Origin of the sequence: Methanosarcina siciliae T4/M (genome assembly GCF_000970085.1) — an archaeon.
Classification (GTDB): domain Archaea; phylum Halobacteriota; class Methanosarcinia; order Methanosarcinales; family Methanosarcinaceae; genus Methanosarcina; species Methanosarcina siciliae.
The window spans coordinates 716,261-738,260 of the sequence record NZ_CP009506.1; the positions used below are offsets into that span (position 1 = coordinate 716,261).

Genomic DNA, 22,000 nt, shown 5'->3' on the forward strand with positions numbered 1-22,000 from the left:
CTTTTGAAGGTGTTACTTTCATGTATGACGTAATAATCATAGGTGGTGGTCCTTCCGGAGCCTCGGCCGGAAGAAGGGCAGGAAAACTTGGCCTCAATACACTGTTGCTTGAAAAAGAAGAATTCCCCAGGTACAAACCTTGCGGAGGAGGGCTCTCGAAACATGCGATTTCTTACCTTGACTTTGAGCTGCCTCAGGATATTATCGAGTGGGAGGTAACAGGAGCAAAGGTCTTTTTCAAAAATCAGCTTATCGAGGCACATAAAGATTATTGTTTATCGGTGATTGTCTCCCGGTGCATGTTTGATAATCTCCTACTTGAAAAGGCAAAGGAAACCGGGATTGAAGTCCATACCGGCGAAAAGGTTCTTCATTGCAGGGAAATGCCCGAATATGTCGAAATCGAGACTAACAGGAGCACATACAGGGCAAAGTTTGCAATTGTTGCTGAGGGGGCACATGGTATTATCAAAACCTGTGTGCGGCCTGTGGATACTAAGGAGGAATACGGAGTCTGCGTGGTCACCGAAATCCCTGCGGATGAAAAAGAAATAGAAGAGCGTCTGGGAAAAGCCATTGAACTGCATTTCGGGGTTGCAGACGGTGGTTACGGCTGGGTTTTTCCCCACAGGACTTATTATTCCGTTGGAATCGGGGGGGTTGTTAAAGCCCTTCCCCATCCCAGAGAGGCTATGCTTGAGTTCCTGAAATTCACCGGTTTTTCAGAAAACTGTAAACTGCACGGGCATAAGATTCCATGGGGAGGGCTTAAACGCAGAGTTGCAGGTTCGAGGGTTCTCTTGAGCGGGGATGCTGCAGGATTTGTAGACTCTTTTTCAGGTGAAGGTCTTGCCTATGCCATAAGTTCGGGTCAGTTTGCTGCTGAAGTGATTGCCGGAATTTGCCAGTGCGATGGAAAAATTAAGGATCTGAAAAAGTATGAGAACCTCTGTCAGGCTGAGTTTGGAACCCATCTTAAGTATTCCCTTATGTTTTCAAGGATAATGCACCATTTCCCTGATAAGACGTTTAAGATCTTCACCTCAAGCGAAAAAATGATTGATAAATACCTTGACGTTGCGGATTTCAAGATTAATTATAAGGATTATCTCCGCTGGTCCCTCTTGAATTTTAAACTCAGGTAATCAAAGGAGGGATTTTTAAAATAATCAAGTCATGCCTAAAAAACGCACATGAAATCAGTGTCTTTCTAAAATAAGCCGGAATCTTCAACAGCCCTCCGGGGTTTTATCCGGTCTTCTTTGATTCTCTTTTTTCCTCTACCTTTTTATTATTCGAGCATCAATCTACTTTTGGGGTAAAGCATTCATTTGAGGCTGTCTGTTCACGGCAAGCCTCTTATCATAAATAGGGGTCCTTAAAATGTATGATCTGATTATAGTAGGGGGTGGACCTTCCGGAGCTTCTGCTGGAAGGGTAGCTGGATATGCAGGAATCTCAACCCTCCTGCTCGAGAAAGAAAATTTTCCGAGGTATAAGCCCTGCGGAGGGGCTCTATCTCCGTATGCCCTTTCCTCCCTTGATTTTGAACTTCCCGAGTCTGTGGTTGAGAGGGATATTTCAAAGGTAAGGGTTCATTTCAGGGAGCTCTGTCTTGAAAGGCAAAGAGATTACAGGTTAGCTCTGCTGGTTTCCAGAAATGCCTTTGACAATCTTCTGCTTGATAAAGCCCGGGAGACGGGAATTGAAGTGCACTGCGGAGAAAAAGTACTGGATTGTGAAGAAGAGGAAGAATGGGTTGAAGTTCGGACTTCGGAGAATAGTTACCTTACAAAGTTTGTCCTCATCGCGGAAGGTTCCCAAGGTATACTTAAATATAATGTAAGACCGCAGAGAGCCCGGAGAACAGAATACGACCTTGCTCTTGTTTCGGAAATCCCTGAAGGGGATGAGGTGATACGGACGAGGTTCCCAGATGTACTTGATATTCATTTCGGGGTTGCACCCGGAGGGTACGGCTGGATTTTCCCTCATGCAGGGTACTATTCCGTGGGAGTCGTGGGGACAGCCGAACATCTGAAGCATCCTAAAAAGGTAATGCAGAATTTTTTGCAGGCAAACGGCTTTTCCGGGAAATTTCAGGTCTGTTCCCATATTATACCCGTGGGGGGGATAAAACGAAAAACCGTGAGTTCGAGAATTCTTCTGAGTGGAGATGCCGCAGGTTTCGTGGATGCCTTCATAGGGGAAGGGATTTCATATGCCATCCGGTCAGGGCAGCTTGCAGCGGAGATAGTAGCGGATCTTGTGCTTTATAACCGGAAATTGAGCGACCTTAAAGAGTATGAATCCAGATGCGGACAGGAATTCGGGAATTTTCTTGTAAGTTCCCTTAAGCTGGAAAAGGTCATGCACCGTTTCCCCGAGACCTCTTTTAAACTTGCTCTCAGCAGGGAGGAAATCCTGGACAAATATCTGGATGAAGTTGTAATAAATAGAAGCCATAAAGACTATGTCCGGTGGTTATTGCTCAATTTCAGTCTGGCTGAACCTGCTTCCAGAATTATGTCCATGGCAGGGAAGAATCAGTAACATAGTGAGTTTGTATGATATGGAGTTTGTATGCGAGTGAGGCGTGTAAGCTCCCTTCTGTTCATGCAAATATTCCTGCCACCTATCAGTGGGAGGAACGGTCCCTGGGGACTCTTGCATCGACGGCATTCGGCTAAGCGTTACCAAAAACAATCGGGATGAGTCCAGACTGCTCGTACTTTCCCGATTTCCAACTTGCACCCACGAGGATTCGCCGTTTCATCCACTCTCCCTGTGACCTCAGCTTATGGCATCATCGCATTTCCAGGGGATGGTTTTCGTTTCTGTGCCAGGGCCCGGGCTCTCGCCCGACATCCTTTACAGATGTTCGTGTGTCCGGAGCGGTGGGGAGACTTTCCTCAGACCAGCAGGTCCGGCAGCCGCCCAGCCTCTCTCGCATCTTGCTGATTAACTGGTTCTATATATTTTTTGGTGGTATATATATTTATTGGGCGATATTCTCTGTATCAGGATCCTCCCCGGCCAGAGCTTCCTGATAGGTGGATTCCTTCCGTGTACTGGTTATAACTTTTGCGTGCCGGGGATATGCCTAAATATTAATATATATGTATTGTAATCAAGAAACTGTAATGGATTTTCCATTTCCGGAAATTCTCTGAAAGAAGATTCTCTTAAGCTGCAAAAGATTCGTTAGCTTAATATGTGACTATAACTATCATTTTTGTGTTCAGTTTCCAGGCTTATTTTTAGAGGTAAAACATGAGTGATTGTCTATTTGATTTGCATATTGGATATGTCCGTTTTAGAAATCCCATAGCGCTGGCGCCAATGGCAGGAATTGTCGACAGTACTTTTGCCAACCAGTATGCAGGTGATGCCGGGCTGGTAGTGCTTGGAGCCTTCAATCTTGATGAAGGATCTATTGAAGTCGCATCCAAGCTCGTAGCCAGAGGTAGAAAAGAGTTCATCTCCGATGAACCTATGGAGCTTATAAAAAAGGAAATCCGGGCCGTAAACTCGGGCAGTGCTGTTGCGGTAAACGTCAGAAGCACCACCCTTGAGCCCTTAATCGAAGCTGCAAAAATAGTAAAGGAAGAAGGGGCAATCCTTGAATTAAACGCCCACTGCAAGCAGCCCGAAATGCTTGAGGCAGGCATAGGAGAAGCCCTTCTGCGGGACCTTCCAAGGCTTTCTGCCTGGATAAAAGCAATAAAGGAAACCGGAGTCGTGCTTTCCGTAAAGGTAAGGGCAAATGTAGTGAATGATGTCGAACTTGCCAGGCTTATTGATAAAGCCGGGGCAGATATCATCCATGTGGATTCCATGCTCGAAGGTTTCGGAGCCGACCTTGATGCGATTGTAAATTATAGGGATGCCACGAGGCTTTTCCTTATAGGCAACAACTCGGTTACCGATTTTTCCATGGCAAAAGATATGTTTTCCCGGGGAGCCGATATGGTTTCGGTTGCAAGGGGAACGATGGAAAACCCCGGGCTGATTTCACAGCTGGTCGAAAGTGTCACTTCGTATCAGAAATCTATAGGCTGGTACAATGCTCCCAAGCACGTTTGCAGTGAAGGGGACTTCAGAGCGCTGGCTTTCTGCTGCCTCCCCGTAAAGCCCTGCCCTGTGCACGAGAAATTCAAAAAGCTGGGATATACTGCAGAAGAATTTGCCCGGACAAAGATGGAATTTGCCAGGGGTACACTGCTGGAGTACGGGGAAGATACCTGTTTCGGCAGCCTTGTCTGGTGCTGTAAAATTACAAAGCCCTGCTGGATCAGGGATGGTGTCCTGAACACACTTGACCTCTCCGATGCAGAGTACATGAAGCTTAAGGAGCAGCTGGCACAATACATCCTTGACCATGCCAGGATTCCGGTAAATGAATCACGTTGACACTGCTTTTTCCTCCCATATCCCTGAATGGGCCGAAGGGGCCTCGAGCCTTATTGCACGCTGTGCTCAGCTTGCAATGCTGCTTGAGGTCTCAGCTTCCCCAAAGCCGGGGAATGTTGATAGAGAACACAATTATCCTGATACCTGTTTTGAGCATTTTGTAGCTTCCTCGGTTGCTGTCTATCCTGTCCTGGAACTTGCTGCAAGGAGCAGAGACGGGATAGGTACACTTCTCAGGAAGGCGGTTTACGAAAGTTTCGCCTGGCAGCGGGGAGGAAATACCCATTTCGGAGCTTTCTTACTCCTGATCCCTCTGGCAATGGCTGCAGGTGAAATCTCCCGGGAAGCCTCCTCCACCGGGAAAGCCGATTTCCGGCTCGAGTCGGGGTATTTTGAAAACCTTGCTTCCCGCGCCCATATTTTTGCCCGTGCAACGAGCTGTGAAGATGCTGTTGAGTTCTACCGGGCTTTCGGGCATGCAGAAGTCAGGGTAAACAGCGTGGACGAATTCGACCTTGAAGATCCCGGAGCAACTGCCGATCTCAGGGAACAGAACATTACCCTTTACGACCTCATGGAAATTTCCAGAGGGTATGACCTGATCGCAAACGAGTGGACTTCAGGTTTCGGGCGCTGCCTGGAGGGTGCGGAAAGCATCCTTGAGTTCATGCAGGCGAGAAACTGTGAAGCCGAAGCTTTAACCGGGGGTTCGGTTTCCACCTGTTCCGGCACAGGAATCAACGAGGCTGTGGTGTATACTTTCCTGAAAATGCTCTCCAGGCACAGGGACACCTTCATCCAGACCAAGTTCGACCCCGAAACTGCAGATTACGTCTCTGCCAGGGCAGGCAAACTTCTTTCAGGCTGGGAAGCTTCGGGGAAAACAGCAAGGGACTTTGCTTTAATCCTTCCTGCTGTACAGGAATTTGACTCCGAGCTTCTGGAAAAAAAGATTAATCCGGGTTCTACGGCAGATATCATTATTGCAGGGCTTTTTATTGCCCTTCTCGGAGGCTTGCGCTTTTGACCGTTTTTTCTTCGGATTGCAGGGAATTTGAAAAGTCAGATCATGCTATCAACCTCTCGGCTTTTGGGATCCGGGAGGGGATCTCGGAAGTAATAGTAAGTACAGGTTTTGAAAACCCGAATGCTGCTCCCATAGGTATCATCACAAAGAGCGGAAAGCCTTTTGTCAGGCTCTTCAAAGGCAGCCACACCTGGACAAATGTGGCTAAAGAGATGTATCTTGTTTCAAACGTTGTTTACGACCCCCTGCTCTTTGTACGCTCGACTTTCTTCGACCTTGAGCCCTCCGAGTTTGAATATGTGCCTGCAGGCGGTCTCGAGTTCCCGGTCCTCAAAGAAGCTGTTGCCTGGGTTATTTTCGAGTGCGTTAATGTAAAGAACACAGACCAGACTCTTATTGCCGAGCTTGTACCTGTAAAGGCGGGCTTTAACGAAGAGCACAGAAAAAACCTCCCCGTGCCCAATAGGGGATTCAATGCCGTCCTTGAGGCCACGGTCCATGCAACCCGCTATCAGCTTTCAGGGGATGAAAAATACCTTGAATGGATCCGGCACTATGAAACCCTTGCTTCAAAATGCGGGGGCGATGGGGAAAAGAAGGCGATGAAGCTGCTTTATGAAGTGCTGGGGATTTGATTTTCTTTCTAATTCCGGATCCTTTTGGGTTTTCTTTCTAATTCATACCAGTTTTGATTTTTTTCGGTTCGGTTCTCTGTTGTAATTTTAAGCTCTCTGTTGTAATTATCTAACTCTGTTTTAAGTTACCTTTCTCTGTTCCATGTTACCTTTTTTAGATAATTATATTATCCTCCTCCTGCATGAGTTCTTTTCATGAGTTTTAAGAGCATTGCATGGGGTATTACAGGAGCAGGGCATTTCCTGGACCGCAGTTACCAGGTCTTTAAGGAACTCAAACAAAGAGACCCCGAACTTTCCGTAAACACGTATATTTCCAGGGCAGCCGAAGAGGTGCTCAGGATGTACGGGCTTGAGCAGAAGCTTGTGAAAATCTCGGGAGGAGACTACCTTGAGGAGATCTTCCGGGAAAGCGAACAGGGCTCAAGTTCCCCCAAGGTCGGGCGCTTTCTCCTTGAAAGGTACGATGCCCTCTTCGTTACGCCTGCAACCTCAAACACAGTCTCGAAAATCGCCTACGGGATTGCCGATTCCCTTATAACCAATGCCGTTGCCCAGGCTGTTAAGGGAAAGGTTCCTGTTTATGTTGTGCCCGTGGATATCGAAGGCTCGATCATATCGGAAATGCCCTATAATATTGACCGGAAACAGTGCAGGCACTGTGAAACCTGCCCCCCGCGGGAAAACTGTCCTCACGGGGCAATCACTGAGAAAAACGGTTTTACAGACCAGATCGATCTCCTCAAATGCAAAGGCTGCGGGATCTGCAAGGAACTGTGCCCTTATAACGCCATCAAGGGCGGGCCTGTTGAAGTCCTTGTCAGGGACGTGGACATGCGCAATGTTGAGATTGTAAAAGGACTACAGGGGATCACCGTGCTTGAAAGTCCGGAAGCCATTCTGGAACTATTTTAAATCCAGGATTTCAGCCCGTTTTCTTTTTTCTTTTCCTTTCTTTTTTTCCGTTTTCTTTTCCTTTCTTCCTTTCTCCCGCATCTACCTGTGAAATCTTTTGTTTTTCTCTTGCCGTTAATCAATTATCTTCAGTTTTCCGCTTTCAAGCTCTCCATAGCTGTCGGACATAAAACGAATCACAGCCTCATCATGGGAGATAAGGAGGTATCCTATTTTTCTTTCAGCCTGCACCTCTTTAAGCATGTGGAGGATCTGGGCCTGCACCGAGACGTCCAGGGCAGAGGTCGGTTCGTCAAGGACAATATATTCCGGGTCGAGCAGGAGAATCCTGCCAAGGGCAAGACGCTGGAGCTGCCCTCCCGAGAGCTGGGACGGGTAGCGGGTAAGCACTTCTTCCGGGAGGCCCACGGTCATAAGCAGCTCTTCTGTTTTTCGGACATGTTTGGATTTAGGGACTCTCAGAAGAGTAAGGACTTCAGAAACCGAGTGTTCTATTTTTTTCCCGGGATTGAAAGCGTCCGTTGGGTCCTGAAACATTATCTGGACTTTGCGGCGGAAGGCTATATACTCTGTTTTTTTCATTCCGGAAAGGGGAGAGCCTTTGTAATATACGATGCCTGCTGTTGGCTTCTCAAGCCCGGCAACGGTCCTCCCCAATGTGCTTTTCCCTTCCCCGGACGGGCCCATAAGCCCGAAAGTTTTGCCCGGACTTATTTCAAGGGAAATCTCCCGGAAAATACACTTTCCCGGGCTCAGCAGGCTAGCTCCGTAACTTTTTGAGAGGCTGGCTGCTCTCAGGGACATAAAAAACACCTCACAGCCCTTCTGCCTGTTTCCTTAAGTTCAGGCCGGCTCTCACTGCATCTTTTTTCCCTTAAGGGACATCGTGGGTGAAATTTGCAGCCTGCAGGAGGGGAGCTGAGAGGCGGGGAAAAACCCGGTATGGGAACAAAGCCTTTTTCAGGCAGGCTGTTAAGGAGCCCCCGGGTGTAGGGGTGCAGGGGGCTTTCAAAAAGGCTTGAGGGGTCGGAAATCTCCACAATTTCACCTGCATACATTACGGCGATCCGGTCGGCAAGCCTTCGTACGAAGCCAAGGTCATGGCTTATGAGGAGCAGGGCAGTCTTCTTTTCCCTTTTCAACTTCGTAAGTTCGGTTTCCAGTTCAGTTACGCATTTCCTATCAAGCCCCTTGCTGGGCTCATCTGCTATCAGAAGGGCAGGATCAAGTATGGTTGAAGCTGCAATCAAAAAACGCTGGTTCATTCCTCCCGAACACCATCCGGGATAATAGCGAATGCACTCTGCCGTGTTTGCAAAACCCGATTTTTTCAGGGCTTTTGCGACTTTTAAGAATGCTTCTTTTTTCTTTTCCTTCCGGTGTACCCTCAGAGGTTCTGCGAGCTGGTGCCCTATGGAATATACAGGGTTAAGAGCCAGGGAAGGGTTCTGGAAAATAATGGCAATTTCTTCTTCCCTTATCTTTGCCATCTCTTTTTCGTTCAGTTCAAGGAGGGATCTTCCCCCGAATTCTACAGTTCCTTTTACTCTGGACTCAGGGGGCAGGAGGCGCATAATTGCGTGTGCGACTACGGATTTCCCGCAGCCTGTTTCTCCCACAAGAGCCAGGGTTTCGCTTTCTTCAATCGAAAAGGAAACCCCTGAAAGGGCTGTGACCGTTTTTACTCCCTGGAAAGAGACTTCGAGATCCTTTACCTCAAGCAATGTTTTCACGGCTTCGTTCTTCGCCTTCATGCCGCATCCGCTCCTTCTCCCGAGTATTTCTCTTCTTCTGTTTCAAGCCCGAACCCTATCAGTGCGATAGCCATTACGCAGAGGGTGATGCAGATTCCGGGCGGCAAATACCACCACCACATGTCCCTTATAAAACCTCCCCGGAAAAAGGCAAAAGAAAGCATGCTCCCCCAGCTTTTCATACTTATGTCGCTGAGTCCCAGAAAAGAGAGGGAGGCTTCGGAAATCATTGCCGAAGCCGTAGCCAGCATGAATTTGGGCAGCAGGATGTGGACTATGTTTGGGAAAATGTCCGATGTCATGATATGGCTGGAGGAAAAACCCATGCATCGAGCACTTTTAACGTAGCCTGCTTCTCTTAGCTGCAGGGTTTTCGAGCGTGTGACCCTTGCAGTTGACTCCCAGGAAAGGAATCCCAGGACAGGGACAAGTACCCAGATGCTCGGCCTCAGGAATGCGCCCAGGACTATGATTAAAGGGATCTTCGGGATAATGAGGACAACGTCGGTAAAACCCATCAGCAGCTCATCCAGAGCTCCCCTGAAGTATCCTGCACAGAGGCCAATTGTAGTCCCTATAAAGGTGGAGATCAGGGCTGCCGCAAAGCCCACAGTCATTGAGATCCTGGCTCCGTATACAAGTTCGGAGAGGATGTCGTTTCCTATGTCGTTTGTCCCGAGGAAGTGCTCTCTTGAAGGCTCTTCGTAAGGTGTGAAACGCTCATCCGGGGCATAGGGGGCAAGAAGGGAAGGAAACAGCGCCATAAACAGGAAAAAAGCAAGGAGAAAAATGCCTCCCCTATTGAATTTTCCGAGAACCCCTTCCCTTTTTTGGATACTCCGGAACGCTCCTCTGCCCGGAATGCTTAAACCGGGAGTTTCAGGACGTACCAGCTGTTTTTCGGAATGGCCTTCAGCACGGTTTTCTTTGATGGAAGTCCCTTCAATATGGGCGGTTTCCGGGTTCATGCAGGCCTCCTTACTCTGGGGTCAATTAAGGTATAGAGCAGGTCAGCAAGCATATTTGCAAACAGGGCCGTAAGGGCAATTACCAGAAAAGCCCCCTGGAGCAGGGGATAATCTTTTCCCATTATTGCATCGTAGATGAGGGTTCCCATACCGTTTAAAGAGAAGATGATTTCTATGAAGAGGGCTCCGCTGAAGAGAAATCCGAAATCCAGGGCAAGGAGGGTAATGACCGGGAGTGAGGCATTTTTTATCACATGCCTGAAAAGTATGCCGGTATTGTGAAGGCCCTTTGCTCTGGCATACAAAGCATAGAGCTGCTTTTTTTCCTGGATCACGCTTCCGCGCATGACCAGAAAATTCCTGGACGCTGAAAATACTGACATTACACAGACAGGCAAAAAGAGATGGTGCAGCACACTTCCTATTTCCGGCGCATCATAGAATCCTTTTGAGGGAAAGAGCCCCAGCTTGAAAGAAAAGAGATAGAGGGACAGGAGAGCAAGAAAATAAGGCGGTGTACAGGAGAAAATGACAAAAGCAAAACCGGTAAAACGGCTCATTTTTCTTTCCGGTTTCCAGCCGGCAAGAGCTCCCAGCAGACTCCCCAGGAAGGCTCCGATAAGCACTGATATCCCCACAAAAAGCAGGGTCCAGCCCATCCTGCCCAGGAGGATCTCTGCAACAGGAGCATGGAGGTGGTAGGAGTATCCCAGGTCAAGGTGCAGGAGATCCGAAAGGAAAGACGTGAATTGCTCATGGAGAGGTCTGTTCAGCCCCAGTTCTGTCCTGAGCTCTTCCATCACGTCTTCGGGCACATAAACATCTTCCCCTATGAGGTTTTTTACCGGATCTCCGGGCATCATCCTCGGGAGGGTAAAATTGATGATGGTTATGAGCACGAACGAAGCTAAATATCGGATTATTTTTCTTGTTATTCCTTGCATTGTCATTATTTTCCCATTTTTCTGCTTCTTCTGTTCCTTTATTCCTCCTTTTCCCGGTCCTTCTCTCCTTCGATTTCCTCCTTTTCCTTATCCTTTTCTTCTTTCGTTCCTCTTTTTCCTGACTCTTCAAGTCCTTTTTTCCTTTTTCTGAATTTTCCTTTCCTTTATGCTCTTTTTCTGCTTTTTCTTTCCCTTTATGCTCTTTTTCTGCTTTTTCTTTTCCTCATGCCCTTTTTCTGATCCCTCTACTTTTTTATGCCTCCGTTCTTCTTACATTTACAAAGTTATCCAGGTTGTAAATCCCGTATAGGGGGTCAGTATACCAGCCCTCAAAGTGCCTGTTATAGGGGGTGAGCACGGTGTTCCAGTAGAGAGGAATTGCAGGCAGGTTCTCTGCATAATAATCCTGGAGTTCGTACGCATAAGCCTGAAGCTCTGCAGAGTCTGTGGTTGCAAGGATATTGTCGCAGAGTTCCAGATACTCGGGGTCGTCCAGATTATGCATTACTCCCTGGCCCGATCTCCTTGAATCGAAATAGCCGCTTCCCCAGCTTGCGTGCATGAGCATGCCCCAGGGAGTGGAACGAGTAACGGTCAGGTCATATTCATAATTGTCTTTCAGGGTAACCCAGGTATCCGAATCCGCAGTCCTCAGGTCGGCGCCAAGGCTTACATTTTCAAAGTATTCTTTAAGGAGCTCTCCGGTGCGGGCGTAATCCGGCCGGATAAGGATTTCAATCTCGATGTTTTCCCCGTCTTTCCCTTCCAGGATTCCGTCCCCGTTGCTGTCCGAATATCCTGCTTCTTCCAGGAGCTCTCTGGCTTTTTCCGGGTCATACTCAAGTTTTTCGGTTTCCTTGAAATTTTCCATTGCAGGGGGCACAAAGCCACGGTTAGGGACTTCCCCGTACCCCAGGGTTTCAAGCCTGACGATTTCTTCATAATTTATGGCATAGGCAAGAGCTTCCCTGAATTCCAGGTCCGAAAAAGGAGCTTTTTCCAGGTTCGGGGCAAGGAAGATAAGTCCGATACCTGTCGTTTCCAGAAACTCAAAATCTCCTGTTTCTTCAAGCTGCTCAATCCCGGAGTATGGGTATGACCCTGCGTATTTGTAGTATGTGTCAGCCTCCCCGTTTTTGAGGGCAAGGGTGGCAACGTCCACGTTTGAGTAATAATGGATTTCCACGGTTTCAGCTTCCGGGACTTTCCCCTTCCAGTAAGGGTTTTTCTCAAAAACGAGTTTTCCGGCATTAAGGTCTATCAGCTTGAGATAGTAAGGCCCGCAGCCCACATATGGGCCGTTGTTTGTGTATTCCATCGGGTTTTCTATTGTTTCCCACACATGGGCAGGAAGAATATTGTAGGTTGCAAACTCCAGGTTAATACGGGTGTAAGGCTTGTTGAATTTGAAGGTAACGGAATTGTTTGCTTCCGATACGGACGAACTTTCCAGGGTATCATTGATCCAGCTGGCCCAGGGAGTCTCTTTCCCGTAGTAGCGGATCGAAAACTCAATGTCTTCCGGGGTTACCGGTTCTCCGTCACTCCAGTAGAGGTTATCTTTCAGGTAAAAGGTCCAGCACGTGTTATTTTCCGAGGCCTCGTAGCTCTCAGCAAGCTGGCCTGCAATGTGCCCTTCAGAGTCCATTTTCATGAGGGGAGGGTTTGAGAGATGGGTGAAAACCCCCAGGTTTGAGTCCCCGATGAATGATGCGGATTTTATTACGTTTGGAGTTGCGATTTTCAGGACCGTTCCTTCGGAAGCTGCTGACTGCTGCATTTCCGCGGCTTTTGCTTCGGAGACCTCTTCAGGATCCTGCAATTCTTCTTCTCCTCCAAACAGGGCTTTTATATACGTGATAAACCGGTCAAAAATTCCGCCTTCCGAAGACGTAAGGTTTTCTCCGGAATCCTCAGAGTCCGCCGCTCCTGCCGGATACATGTTCACACAAAAAATAAAAATGAGTACGGCAAATGTCAGTCCCTGTTTCAATCTTCTGTTTAGTCCTGATCCGTTCAACTCTTTTTCCTTAAAATGGTTCCCCAGTTTCATCCTGCTGCCTCTTCCTGTTTTATTTTCTTTCTCCTGAGTTGCAGAAATAGCACAAAGGTTCCGGTTCTTTTGAAAAACTCATTGGTGTCCAGTCCCCGCAACCTATAAGAGGTGTGGGGCAGTACCTTGCGTGGATTCTGAGTAATTCTTGCATTCCGGATACTTGCATGAATTTTTAGTAGGAATGACGATGGGAACCTCTATGTGCTATTTTTCTCAATTTTATCTGTATTTTTAATAACAATAAGTTCTAAGGTAATCAAAAATCATACTAAATTTTTGTTTTTTATGTAAAAGACTCTAAACAATTTGTAATATAAATCTTTTGATTTTTAATGTTCATTTAATAAAACAGATTCAGATGCAGTCTCTTTTTTTATTGGGGGTTCCAAGCTGCCCGGAAATAAGAAAAAATACATCAGGCAATGATAAAAATAAATCTTCAGATAAAAATAGGGAGGAGTCTTCATGTAAAAATAAGAAGAAATCTTCAGATAAAAATAGGGAGGAGTCTTCATGTAAAGATAAGAAGAAATCTTCAGGTAAAAATAAGGAGAGGTCATCAGATAAAATCAGTTAAGGAAAAATGTGTTTTACTTCTGACCTTTAATCTCAATCTTTTTTTCAATTTTTCGTGCAAGGTTTTCTTTCGAGTGAATATAGAGGGAAGCCGGAAGCCCGGTATTTGATATCATGTAGAGCAGGCTCATGGTTGTCCTGTTCAGCCTTGGAGAGTAGTTTAAAAGTGTGCTCCTCGAGATCCTTACCATTGTATCGAGGGGTTTTATTCCTGTCAGGTACCTTTTTATATCGCGGGTTCTCTGGCTCTTTTCAAATATCAGGTCTATCCATGTATTCATTTCTTCCATCAGAATTTCCCTTGTCAGGTCTTCAGGAACAATGTAACTTTTTCCTCTCTCTATGTTTTTGAAATACTCCCTGAAGCTGTCTCCCTTTGCAAGCGTATACACCTTCCCAATCCCTCCAGAGTGGCTGTCCGTTGTTGCAGCGATGCCTTTGCCGAACTTTTCCGCAAGGGCGATCGTAAGCTCGTTTTTCTGCTTGAGCTCATGCATGTTATATTCAAGTACGGGAAAGAGTTTTGCCAGTTTAGGCACTGCAAAGATGTCGGGTTCCTGGTGAAGCTCAAACCAGAAGGGATGGTTGTAGATAAAGGGCAGTTTATGGCGTTTGAGGTATCTTATAAAACCCTTCAGGTCATGTTCTATTTTTGAAATCTCAGTCAGTTCTGAAAAGTCCTCTCTACAAAGTTCAAAAACATTCACGTGCAGTGTGTGCCCTGCAAACTCCGGGTCATAAACGGCCATTTCAACGCCAGGGACCAGTTGTTCTCTGTCCCATCCGAGAATATCGTATGCATCGACCGTATCATGGTCCGTAAATGTGACAAAATCCATACCCATTCCGAGGGCTTTTTCATAGAGGCTCTCGGGGCTCAAATCTTTTGCCGGGAGCACGTCAAAAGAACAGGTAGAATGTACGTGCAGGTCTGCCCGTTTCCAGCCCTCTTCCATAAGCTCGGCTGCCCGTTCAGGTGCAATCAGCTTTTCCTCGTAATTCCTCTGCCTTCCCCCCATGGCGTAGAATCCTGAGATTTTAATTTTATTCCGGATTATTTTATTTTGGCTTTATATTTCTCCTACTATAGTATAGTCCTTTTTTTAAATTAAGGTTTTCCGGGAATTTCTCTTGGCGTACAATCCATATTTTTTGTGTTTCATACCACCATGTTTATAAATATGCTAAAGTATCCCGATAGTTTCACAAAAACGATAGTGATCAGATATGGGGTTCTTCCAAAAACTAAGAAAAATTATCAGTGTTATTTTTGAAAAGGAAGCCGAGCAAAAAGGAGATGACTTTGAAAAATACGTTGTGGATCTCTTCGATGAAAAAGGTTTCTCCATCGTGCAGTGGACCACGGATATGACAAGAAAGCATACCCGTTTCGTAGAATCCGACTGTGGCCCTGACCTCGTCCTTCGCTACAGGCGGACCAATGAAATCTTCTGCGTGGAATGCAAGTACAGGTCAAAACTCTTCAAAGGCAAACTCCAGTGGTCAAGTCCAAAGCAGCTCGGGCGTTACAGAACCTTTGCAAACGATAATCTTGTCCCTTTTTTTGTGGTTATAGGACTCGGTGGGAAGGCCCGAAAACCAAAAAGGATGTTCTGTGTCCCTCTTGAGGAGGCAAATTATCCTGCACTTTCCCCGGAGCTTTTTGAGAAGTTTGAACGGAGTCCGAAGAAGAGGTTTCTCTGGAAAAACGGGATGCTGAAATGAGAGGCACTGAAATAATTTTAGATCTAAACTTTTATTTTTCCCATTCCGCTTTCCAGCATATTCATACGTCTCTCCCCCGAAAAAACATATTTCTTTCTCTGTACCTTTATTCCGAAAACAATAAGACTTCCCAATACATTTCGTCCTTTTCGTATTTTATTTTTCCTTAAATTATAATACCGGAGGAATTCAATATCAATAAGTGACTCTTTTTGGGGGAGAGTATGAAAATCAAATCCGTTAATCCTTATACCGAAGAAATAAACCGGACTTATGATTCTTTTTCTATCGAAGAATGCAGAACCCGGATTGAAAAATCGAGGGCTGCTTTTTCAGAGTGGAGTTCATTGCCGGCAGAGGAGAGAGCAAAATCTTTCTCGAATGTTGCGAAGGTACTTCGACAGAATACTGAAATTTATGCCGGGGTTATTACGGAGGAGATGGGGGAACCTATCAGGCAGTCCAGAAGTGAAGTCCAAAAATGCGCCAGGCTCTGTGACTATTATGCAGAAAATGCGGCTGGATTACTGAAAGATGAAGGACAGAGCTGTACCGCTGCCAAGAGATTTATTATTGTAAAAGAAGTTGTGGGGGATTTTATCGAGGCATTTGAACGCCATATGCAGGAACTGAAAATCGGGGACCCGATGGACGAAGAAACCGATCTCGGCCCTCTTGCAAAAAAAATTTGTCGAAAAACTTGAAAAAATTCTGGAAGATGCAAGAAAGGAGCGGAGCCTCAAACTTACGGAGAAGAGCATGAAAAAGGCTTTTTCTTCAATCCGACTATTATCCCGGCAGCCAGTACCGATATGGAAGTATGCAATATTGAGATTTTCGGGCCTGTTGCACCGGTTATCACTGCAAAGGACGAGGACGAAGCAGTGGAAATTGCAAACTCCACAGAATTCGGGCTTGGGGCCAAGATCTGGTCCGGAGACCCTTACAGAACAATTTTGATTTTAATTTATGTACCAATTATGTGGCAAAATAATACGACAATATGTTCAATAGCTTAAGGGGGAATGCGTTGTCCGAATTAGCTGAACAGGATATACTGTCCAGATTAACCAGGTTAGAACAGAGAATGAACGATCTGAATAATACTGCAAATGCTCTGATAGATGAATTAGAAAGTCTGCAAACTGTAGCCAGAGAATTAAAGATGACAGCTTTTGTCGATAAATTCGATGAATATCTCGAAGAGATAGGAAATATCAAGAAAGACTTAAGCTGCAAAATATCCGATGAAATTGAAAATGAACAGATGAAAGAGCTGATAGAGACAAGGATGAAAACTATTCCGGTAGACATTGAAAACTTAAAAAACGAATATAGTGATCTTCGCGGTAAATTGGTAGAGGTAAAAGATGAAATAAGCAAAAAGAAATGAAATAATAAATAAAAGTAAACTGAGTAACGTGGGCAGTGTGCCTAATTTTCTGTAAAATTTACTCTATACCCTTTTAGTCTTCTTTTTTGTAGGACTTACGCGGCTGAAACGAGAAATCAATAACAGCAAACATTTTTCAGATTAATTCTCATATATGAATACAACGTCTATTGTGCTTGATTTTTGATCTCAAGTGCGTAACTTCTAGAATATATTGAAGCCGTTTTACTGTTAGCGGTTTCTTTCTCGGAAAGAACACATTCTATGTAGCAGACGAAGACTTAATAGTACCCCGATCGGCTTTTAATATATGGCTACTTATACTGCTCTTGTACATTCGGGAAATTCATCTTTTCCGGCAAACCAACTCTCCGTTTTTAAGTGGGACAAGTACTGCGTCGACTCGCTGATCATTGTACACACAGTCAAGAAATGGCTTGAGCATAGCAGCGTGACTTATCACATTGTCAGCTATCAATATGCCACCTCTAATCATTTTAGGTATGACTGCCTCATAACAATCAAGATAATATTCTTTATCGCAATCTAAGAAACAAAAGGAAATCCCGGTGTATCGGCTTATCAGGTGTCTGGCATCGCCATGTACGAGTTCTACGATGTTCTCTATTCCGGCTTTAGAGAAGGTTTCACGTGCCATTTTTACTTTTTCTTCCTGTATCTCGAATGTGATCAATTTACGTTTTGTCTCTATACATGCAAGTGCAAGCCACATGGATGAATAACCCGCGCTTGTACCGATCTCCGTAGCTACCCCATCCGGGGAGGCAGATAACATGAGCGCAATAAACTTACCGGTTTCCGGCGGAATCTGTCTTAACCTGTGTAATTTCGGTGTTCCATTAATTCTATCATTTTTATCGATAAACTCAAGGTAATTCATTCGTTCCTTTATAGGGTCGAATATGTCATGGAACATGTCGTCATCCTCAGTATCAGTTTAAATTTCGTATAACTCGTTATGTATTTAAGACATATCTTTAAACCTTCATAGATATCGGTTTATTTGTCATTTTTTTATTTAAATACGTCCACAAACCGAATTATCTTGCATTAAAATTTTAGACGTAAATGAAAAAAAAATAGTTAAAAATAGGAGAATGAGTAAGAAGCCCTACAGTCGGCTTTGTAGAAATTCTCAATTTGGCTCAAATTATTCTAAAACTTTTTTGTTTATGTTGTGCACTATCAGTTACTTAATAAAAGTTTCTAATAAATAGACTGAGGGCCTATTTATTAATCTCCTGTACATTTTTCTCAATAGTGCTGCGTTTTTCTTCTCTCCACTCAACAAATATATATTACTCTTAAAGTATCTTTTATTCATGACCCTTGAGCCCGTGCATATGCATAAAATCTCGGAGCTTGCAGAAAGGATTGACCGTTCATTTGAACTTGATGAGCCGAAAACGGCAACGGATATTTATTCTCTGCTTAAGGAGTTGAAGATTGACGGTAAAGTGATCCTGAAGGCTGTGGACAGGCTCTTTCGGGGGATGGTCAGGACCGAGCTGATGGCACAGGGAGAAGACCCGTATCCGGTTACTTATGCCTGTGACAGCGGGAGTACGAATCCCAGGACTTATGACAGCGGACTTTTTGTGGATTTCTGTCACTGCGGGCTGGCTGCAACCCCTACAGATCTTGATATTCAGAGGTGCAGGACAATTGTCTGTGCGGCTTACTCTTCTTCGCAGCGGATAGCAATGAGGGCAACATCGGGATGGGAAACCTTCGATGAAGGGCTCGGGAGGGCAAAGCTGGTTACGATTGCTCCGGATGAACTGAAAAGAAAGGCTCCTGACATGGTGCACAGCTTTGCCATGTACCTTGCAGAATCCGAACATATGCTTTTTATGAAGGACATGCTGGAGCCGGAGAGCTTTTTCATAATGGATGGCCCTCTTTATCCGAAACAACTCATGTACTGGATGGTGCTGGACGACGAGGAAGTGCAGATTGGGCGGAACAACGATGCCCGAAAAATCCTCCAGAATTACATTGATATTATGGATCATTTCCTGGAAAAAAAGAGACCTGTGATAGGTTTTGTAAAGAATCCGACTGACGTGCAGATCATGGACAGCGTCCGGAAGAAGAAGGAAGGATTTGACCTTCCCTGGATGCTTGATTCTCAATTTTTCCGAAATCTCCTCTCTCCTTCCAAAGTTGAAGGCCAGAGAGGACAGGGCCCTGAAGGCCGGAATTCGAAAGCTAACGGGAAAAACGGCAAGTATAACGGTTCAAGAAATACTTACATTACTTACACCAACTGGTTTTTACAGCCCAACAGGTTTTACGAAAGGATGCTTAACGGGACTTCTCCTCTTGCAGCAGGAGATGCGTTCCAGCAAGAGCTCAGGCATAAGTTTTTGCCTGAGGATTATGCCCTCTGTTTCTTCATGCTTTTCGTGCCTTCCACGGATGTGGTTTTTAAGGTTGAAGCTCCTTATGGACTTATTAAGGATGATTTCCTGCGCATGCAAATTACCAAAAAGGTGCTCTTTGACCTCTCTCTGCATGGTTTTCCCCTCACCCTCACAAAGGCAGACCACCTCGCAAAAATCAGGAAAGTGGAGAGGCAGGAGATCGATAAATTTTTTGAAAGTATGAATCCTGATATCTCTTATAACGATACTCGGTGGGGTAAGTTCAATGAAGTATGAAGATGCCGATATTCTGGCTTTTATTTCCGGGAAGTCAAAACCGACCCAGGTTCCTGAAAAGAGCGCTTCCTCAGATAAGAACACAGGCCCGGAGGAAATTTCCGGGAATAAAAATGAACAGCTGGAGCATACAGCTCTGGAACATAAAGCTCTGGAACATAAAAAACCGGAACATAAAGAACCGGAAAAAGATTTGCTTACGGAGACCTCCGTCCCGGATTCGCTGCCGGATTTTGAAGAATTCCCCGTTTCCTCGGCTGAAGCTCCCACGGAAGTCGATCCGCATAACTCTTTAAATGGTGATTCACGTACGAGGTCTACTACAGCTTCAACTACAGCCACCAGTACTCTTTCCGATAAAGACGAACTTGCCTTTGAATTATTCGACGACTATGATTCTGAACCCTCAAGAGCCTCTCCTTCTCTTGATGAAGCTTTCGGAATTGTCACTACCGGCATAGAGCCTCTGGAAATTACCCACTCGGGAGCTACAATCACGGGATACATTGCTTCTGCCCGCAGGAGTGAGATCAGGCTCGGGACCTATGTTGTCGTGCCGTATGAGGGCGGAGAAAAACTCTTTGCAAGGGTCGGAAAACTCCAGTACAGGCAGGAGTTTGCAGTGGATGATGCAACTGAAATCCACTCAAGGCGCATGCTGAATGCCCGGGCAAATCCTGTAAACGAAGCCGATTACAAGTTCCTTGCCTGCCTTGACCCCCTCTGTATCCTGTACAGGAAAAAAGCTGAAAGTGCCCTCACACGCAGGATGGCAGACCGGATTCCCCGCCCGAACACCCCTATTCTGCCTGTTACGGACAGGCTTGAAGTCCAGACCGGGCTTAACATCCCGGAGGAGGGAGTTTTCCTGGGGCACCTCAGTGTAGGGGGAGAACTTGTAAAAACCCACTCCGAGCCCGAAACCGTTGCTTATTACCTGAGAAATGACTACTTGATGGGTGACCCTCTAATTTTCAGGCACATGCTGGTCTGCGGGAGTACCGGGACAGGAAAGACTTTCCTCTCAAAAAACATCCTGCGCCAGTTCATGACTGAAGACAACCGGTACAGGCTGCGGAACTCTCAGGACAAAGCCCGGAAAAACCCTTGCCTGGTAATCATGGACCCCCAGGACGAATACTCCCAGATTTTCGAGGATAACGAAACCCTGACCGAAGAGGATAAGTTCGGGTTTGAGTCCGAAAACGTCACTTACGGCAGGGTTCGGTCCACAAAGGCTTTTGTGGCAAAGGTCGAGGGGCAGAAGTATCCCGGAGATAAGTCAAGGGCGGAACAGGTCGAGTTTACAATTCCTTTTTCCCTTGTGGAACACAACTCCTGGCTGATTGCAGCAGCCGGGATGTCCGAACTTCAGTATATAGGGCTTGAAGTCCTTCTCGGGGACTTCTTCAAGTCAAGCGTGCCGCATACCTACCGGAACTTCATTAACCATATTGAAAATGAAGGTACGCGTTCTTATTATGTTGATAGTAACAGAATCCATGAGTCTTCATATGACGGGATAGTGCGGAGAGTAAGTAGCCGCTTTTTCTCAAAGGTGTTTGACCGGGATGCAACCCCGATCACCGATCTCCTGGACAAGATCTTCAAGTCGGGGCAGATTTCGGTTTTCCCGACAGAGTACATAAGTTCTCCAAGGATCCGGGATCTCATAGTGCTTACAATCATGAGCCTTATTGTTGACAACAAGCTCAACACCACAGGGGTTGATGCCATCAAAGAAACCCCGATTATCCTGGCACTTGATGAGGCTCACCGCTACCTTTCAAAGGCAAACGGGGAACATGCTCGCCTTATCATCTCCCGTTTCGCAGATGCGGCCCGCCAGGGCCGAAAAGAAGCGCTGGGGCTCTTTTTGATCACGCAGGATCCTCAGGATATCGATGACACGGTCATCAAGCAGATCAACACAAAGCTGATCCTTAACCTCAATAACGATGCCGCAATCTCGTCCCTGAAAGTTCCCAAAGAATACGAACGCAGGGTTCCATACCTCAAGAAAGGGCAGATGATAATTCACAGTCCTGACAACAGTGACATTGTGGAAATCCTCGGGCTTTCGAATTGCGTTGTGAGGCACCGCTAAGAAGGTTTGAAACAAAAAAATGAGAAATAAAAGCCGAAAACTAATAAAAAATGTACAATGCCTGAATATTTATGAAACTTTATTTCTCAAGAATGAGTCATTTATTTTCTCAAGAAAGGGTGATCAGCCCATGCCTGCTAGAAGTACAGGCATGGGTTTCTTCTTTTTTGCTCTTTCTTTTTATTTTTCTATGTGTTCTGTCCCTGCTTTTCAACTTAAACCAGTTCACAGAGTTCCATATTATCGAGAACTGACTTGATCTTCCAGTATACATACCTTTTATATGCATCCGGGTTAGGGATATCATAAATTACATTTGCATGAACGTTCCAGGCAACGTTTTTGACAAGCTCGCTTTCTTGCATTTCATCTATAAAATACTTGAGCTGGCTGAAGTCATCGATACTGTCTCTCCAATCTCCGGCTCTCAGTTCGCTTGCCTGATCTTCCTCTGTCATCTCCATCTTCCGCAGGGCAAAAGCATACACTTTGAGCAGGTCGATGTTTGCAGGCGAGACGTTCCTGACAATCGGAGTTCCTTTCCGCATACTTTCTTTAAGCTTATCCGTAAATGCAAAGATGTCTCCGGATTTCAGGGTGTTTTCGGCGATCTTTCCTTTTAATGTTTCAAGAGTCTGTTTCATGATATTTTACCCCTACATTCAATGGCTCACATATTGTAATTTTAATGGGTGAGTTCCAGGGATTACTTATTCACACCTAAAATAAGTAATCAGTTTCTGTATTAAAATGATTCTAAATCAATTAATTCTGAGGAGTGTTTCATTCACACTCAATACAAG

The 22,000-nt window shown here is 45.6% G+C and carries 19 protein-coding genes, 1 other RNA gene and 1 pseudogene; 12 read left to right on the plus strand and 9 right to left on the minus strand.

Annotated features, from left to right (window positions below; all coding sequences use genetic code 11):
• Positions 1 to 20: 20 nt before the first annotated feature.
• Together MSSIT_RS03250 and MSSIT_RS03255 are read left to right on the plus strand one after the other, a co-directional pair.
• The gene (locus MSSIT_RS03250) at positions 21 to 1,145 is read left to right on the plus strand and encodes a geranylgeranyl reductase family protein (RefSeq protein WP_048169967.1); all 1,125 of its coding nucleotides are present in this window, start codon (positions 21 to 23) and stop codon (positions 1,143 to 1,145) included.
• Between the two features lie 238 nt (positions 1,146 to 1,383).
• Positions 1,384 to 2,553, plus strand: a complete 1,170-nt coding sequence (locus MSSIT_RS03255) for a geranylgeranyl reductase family protein (protein WP_048169969.1) — start codon at positions 1,384 to 1,386, stop codon at positions 2,551 to 2,553.
• Between the two features lie 34 nt (positions 2,554 to 2,587).
• Here the strand turns inward: MSSIT_RS03255 and rnpB are convergent.
• Positions 2,588 to 2,949, minus strand: an RNA gene (gene rnpB, locus MSSIT_RS21515) — RNase P RNA component.
• A 324-nt stretch (positions 2,950 to 3,273) separates the two neighbouring features.
• Between rnpB and MSSIT_RS03260 the strand changes: the two genes are divergently transcribed.
• The 4 genes from MSSIT_RS03260 to MSSIT_RS03275 all read left to right on the plus strand — a co-directional run bounded on the left by MSSIT_RS03260 (position 3,274) and on the right by MSSIT_RS03275 (position 6,990).
• Positions 3,274 to 4,413: a methanogenesis marker 9 domain-containing protein gene (locus MSSIT_RS03260; protein ID WP_048169971.1), complete on the plus strand. Its 1,140-nt coding sequence runs from the start codon at positions 3,274 to 3,276 to the stop codon at positions 4,411 to 4,413.
• A complete protein-coding gene (locus MSSIT_RS03265) occupies positions 4,400 to 5,440 on the plus strand; it encodes a triphosphoribosyl-dephospho-CoA synthase (RefSeq protein WP_048169973.1) in 1,041 nt (346 codons plus the stop codon). Before MSSIT_RS03260 ends, MSSIT_RS03265 begins: the two co-directional genes overlap by 14 nt.
• Positions 5,437 to 6,075, plus strand: coding sequence for a DUF447 domain-containing protein (locus tag MSSIT_RS03270; protein ID WP_048169975.1), 639 nt, complete (start codon positions 5,437 to 5,439; stop codon positions 6,073 to 6,075). Before MSSIT_RS03265 ends, MSSIT_RS03270 begins: the two co-directional genes overlap by 4 nt.
• A gap of 195 nt (positions 6,076 to 6,270) precedes the next feature.
• Positions 6,271 to 6,990, plus strand: coding sequence for a dihydromethanopterin reductase (acceptor) (locus tag MSSIT_RS03275; protein ID WP_048169977.1), 720 nt, complete (start codon positions 6,271 to 6,273; stop codon positions 6,988 to 6,990).
• Positions 6,991 to 7,104: 114 nt separating this feature from the next.
• Here MSSIT_RS03275 and MSSIT_RS03280 read toward each other — a convergent pair whose 3' ends face one another.
• The 5 genes from MSSIT_RS03280 to MSSIT_RS03305 form a co-directional block, all read right to left on the minus strand.
• Complete coding sequence (locus MSSIT_RS03280) at positions 7,105 to 7,794, minus strand: ABC transporter ATP-binding protein (protein WP_231590394.1); 690 nt, start codon at positions 7,792 to 7,794, stop codon at positions 7,105 to 7,107.
• Entirely contained in the window at positions 7,785 to 8,744 is a 960-nt protein-coding gene (locus tag MSSIT_RS03285) for an ABC transporter ATP-binding protein (RefSeq protein WP_048169982.1), read from the minus strand. The genes MSSIT_RS03280 and MSSIT_RS03285 overlap by 10 nt, the downstream gene beginning before the upstream one ends.
• Positions 8,741 to 9,712, minus strand: coding sequence for an ABC transporter permease (locus MSSIT_RS03290; protein ID WP_048169984.1), 972 nt, complete (start codon positions 9,710 to 9,712; stop codon positions 8,741 to 8,743). Before MSSIT_RS03290 ends, MSSIT_RS03285 begins: the two co-directional genes overlap by 4 nt.
• Positions 9,709 to 10,656 carry an ABC transporter permease gene (locus MSSIT_RS03295; protein WP_048169987.1) on the minus strand — a complete coding sequence of 316 codons (948 nt, stop codon included), beginning with the start codon at positions 10,654 to 10,656 and terminating at the stop codon, positions 9,709 to 9,711. Before MSSIT_RS03295 ends, MSSIT_RS03290 begins: the two co-directional genes overlap by 4 nt.
• Before the next feature lie 253 nt (positions 10,657 to 10,909).
• Entirely contained in the window at positions 10,910 to 12,709 is a 1,800-nt protein-coding gene (locus MSSIT_RS03305; RefSeq protein ID WP_048169993.1) for an ABC transporter substrate-binding protein, read from the minus strand.
• Positions 12,710 to 13,088: 379 nt separating this feature from the next.
• Here MSSIT_RS03305 and MSSIT_RS22820 point away from each other — a divergent pair, with 379 nt between their 5' ends.
• Positions 13,089 to 13,289 carry a hypothetical protein gene (locus MSSIT_RS22820; RefSeq protein ID WP_148704835.1) on the plus strand — a complete coding sequence of 67 codons (201 nt, stop codon included), beginning with the start codon at positions 13,089 to 13,091 and terminating at the stop codon, positions 13,287 to 13,289.
• A 13-nt stretch (positions 13,290 to 13,302) separates the two neighbouring features.
• On the opposite strand, the gene MSSIT_RS03315 is transcribed toward MSSIT_RS22820, so the two are convergent.
• On the minus strand, positions 13,303 to 14,307 hold the full coding sequence (locus tag MSSIT_RS03315) for a PHP domain-containing protein (RefSeq protein WP_187151855.1): 1,005 nt from the start codon (positions 14,305 to 14,307) through the stop codon (positions 13,303 to 13,305).
• Positions 14,308 to 14,515: 208 nt separating this feature from the next.
• On the opposite strand from MSSIT_RS03315, the gene MSSIT_RS03320 reads away from it, so the two are divergent.
• The 3 genes and pseudogenes from MSSIT_RS03320 (at position 14,516) to MSSIT_RS03330 (ending at position 16,406) form a co-directional block, all read left to right on the plus strand.
• A complete protein-coding gene (locus MSSIT_RS03320) occupies positions 14,516 to 15,013 on the plus strand; it encodes a hypothetical protein (RefSeq protein ID WP_048169996.1) in 498 nt (165 codons plus the stop codon).
• Between the two features lie 224 nt (positions 15,014 to 15,237).
• Positions 15,238 to 16,032 (plus strand): annotated as a pseudogene (locus MSSIT_RS21625) (aldehyde dehydrogenase family protein).
• A gap of 11 nt (positions 16,033 to 16,043) precedes the next feature.
• A complete protein-coding gene (locus MSSIT_RS03330; RefSeq protein WP_048169997.1) occupies positions 16,044 to 16,406 on the plus strand; it encodes a hypothetical protein in 363 nt (120 codons plus the stop codon).
• A 346-nt stretch (positions 16,407 to 16,752) separates the two neighbouring features.
• On the opposite strand, the gene MSSIT_RS03335 is transcribed toward MSSIT_RS03330, so the two are convergent.
• Positions 16,753 to 17,343, minus strand: a complete 591-nt coding sequence (locus tag MSSIT_RS03335; RefSeq protein ID WP_048169998.1) for an O-methyltransferase — start codon at positions 17,341 to 17,343, stop codon at positions 16,753 to 16,755.
• 406 nt (positions 17,344 to 17,749) lie between these two features.
• Here MSSIT_RS03335 and MSSIT_RS03340 point away from each other — a divergent pair, with 406 nt between their 5' ends.
• Together MSSIT_RS03340 and MSSIT_RS03345 are read left to right on the plus strand one after the other, a co-directional pair.
• Entirely contained in the window at positions 17,750 to 19,090 is a 1,341-nt protein-coding gene (locus MSSIT_RS03340; RefSeq protein ID WP_048170001.1) for a DNA double-strand break repair nuclease NurA, read from the plus strand.
• A complete protein-coding gene (locus MSSIT_RS03345; protein ID WP_048170003.1) occupies positions 19,080 to 21,197 on the plus strand; it encodes an ATP-binding protein in 2,118 nt (705 codons plus the stop codon). The genes MSSIT_RS03340 and MSSIT_RS03345 overlap by 11 nt, the downstream gene beginning before the upstream one ends.
• Before the next feature lie 215 nt (positions 21,198 to 21,412).
• Here MSSIT_RS03345 and MSSIT_RS03350 read toward each other — a convergent pair whose 3' ends face one another.
• Entirely contained in the window at positions 21,413 to 21,841 is a 429-nt protein-coding gene (locus MSSIT_RS03350) for a hypothetical protein (protein WP_048170005.1), read from the minus strand.
• Between the last annotated feature and the right edge of the window lie 159 nt (positions 21,842 to 22,000).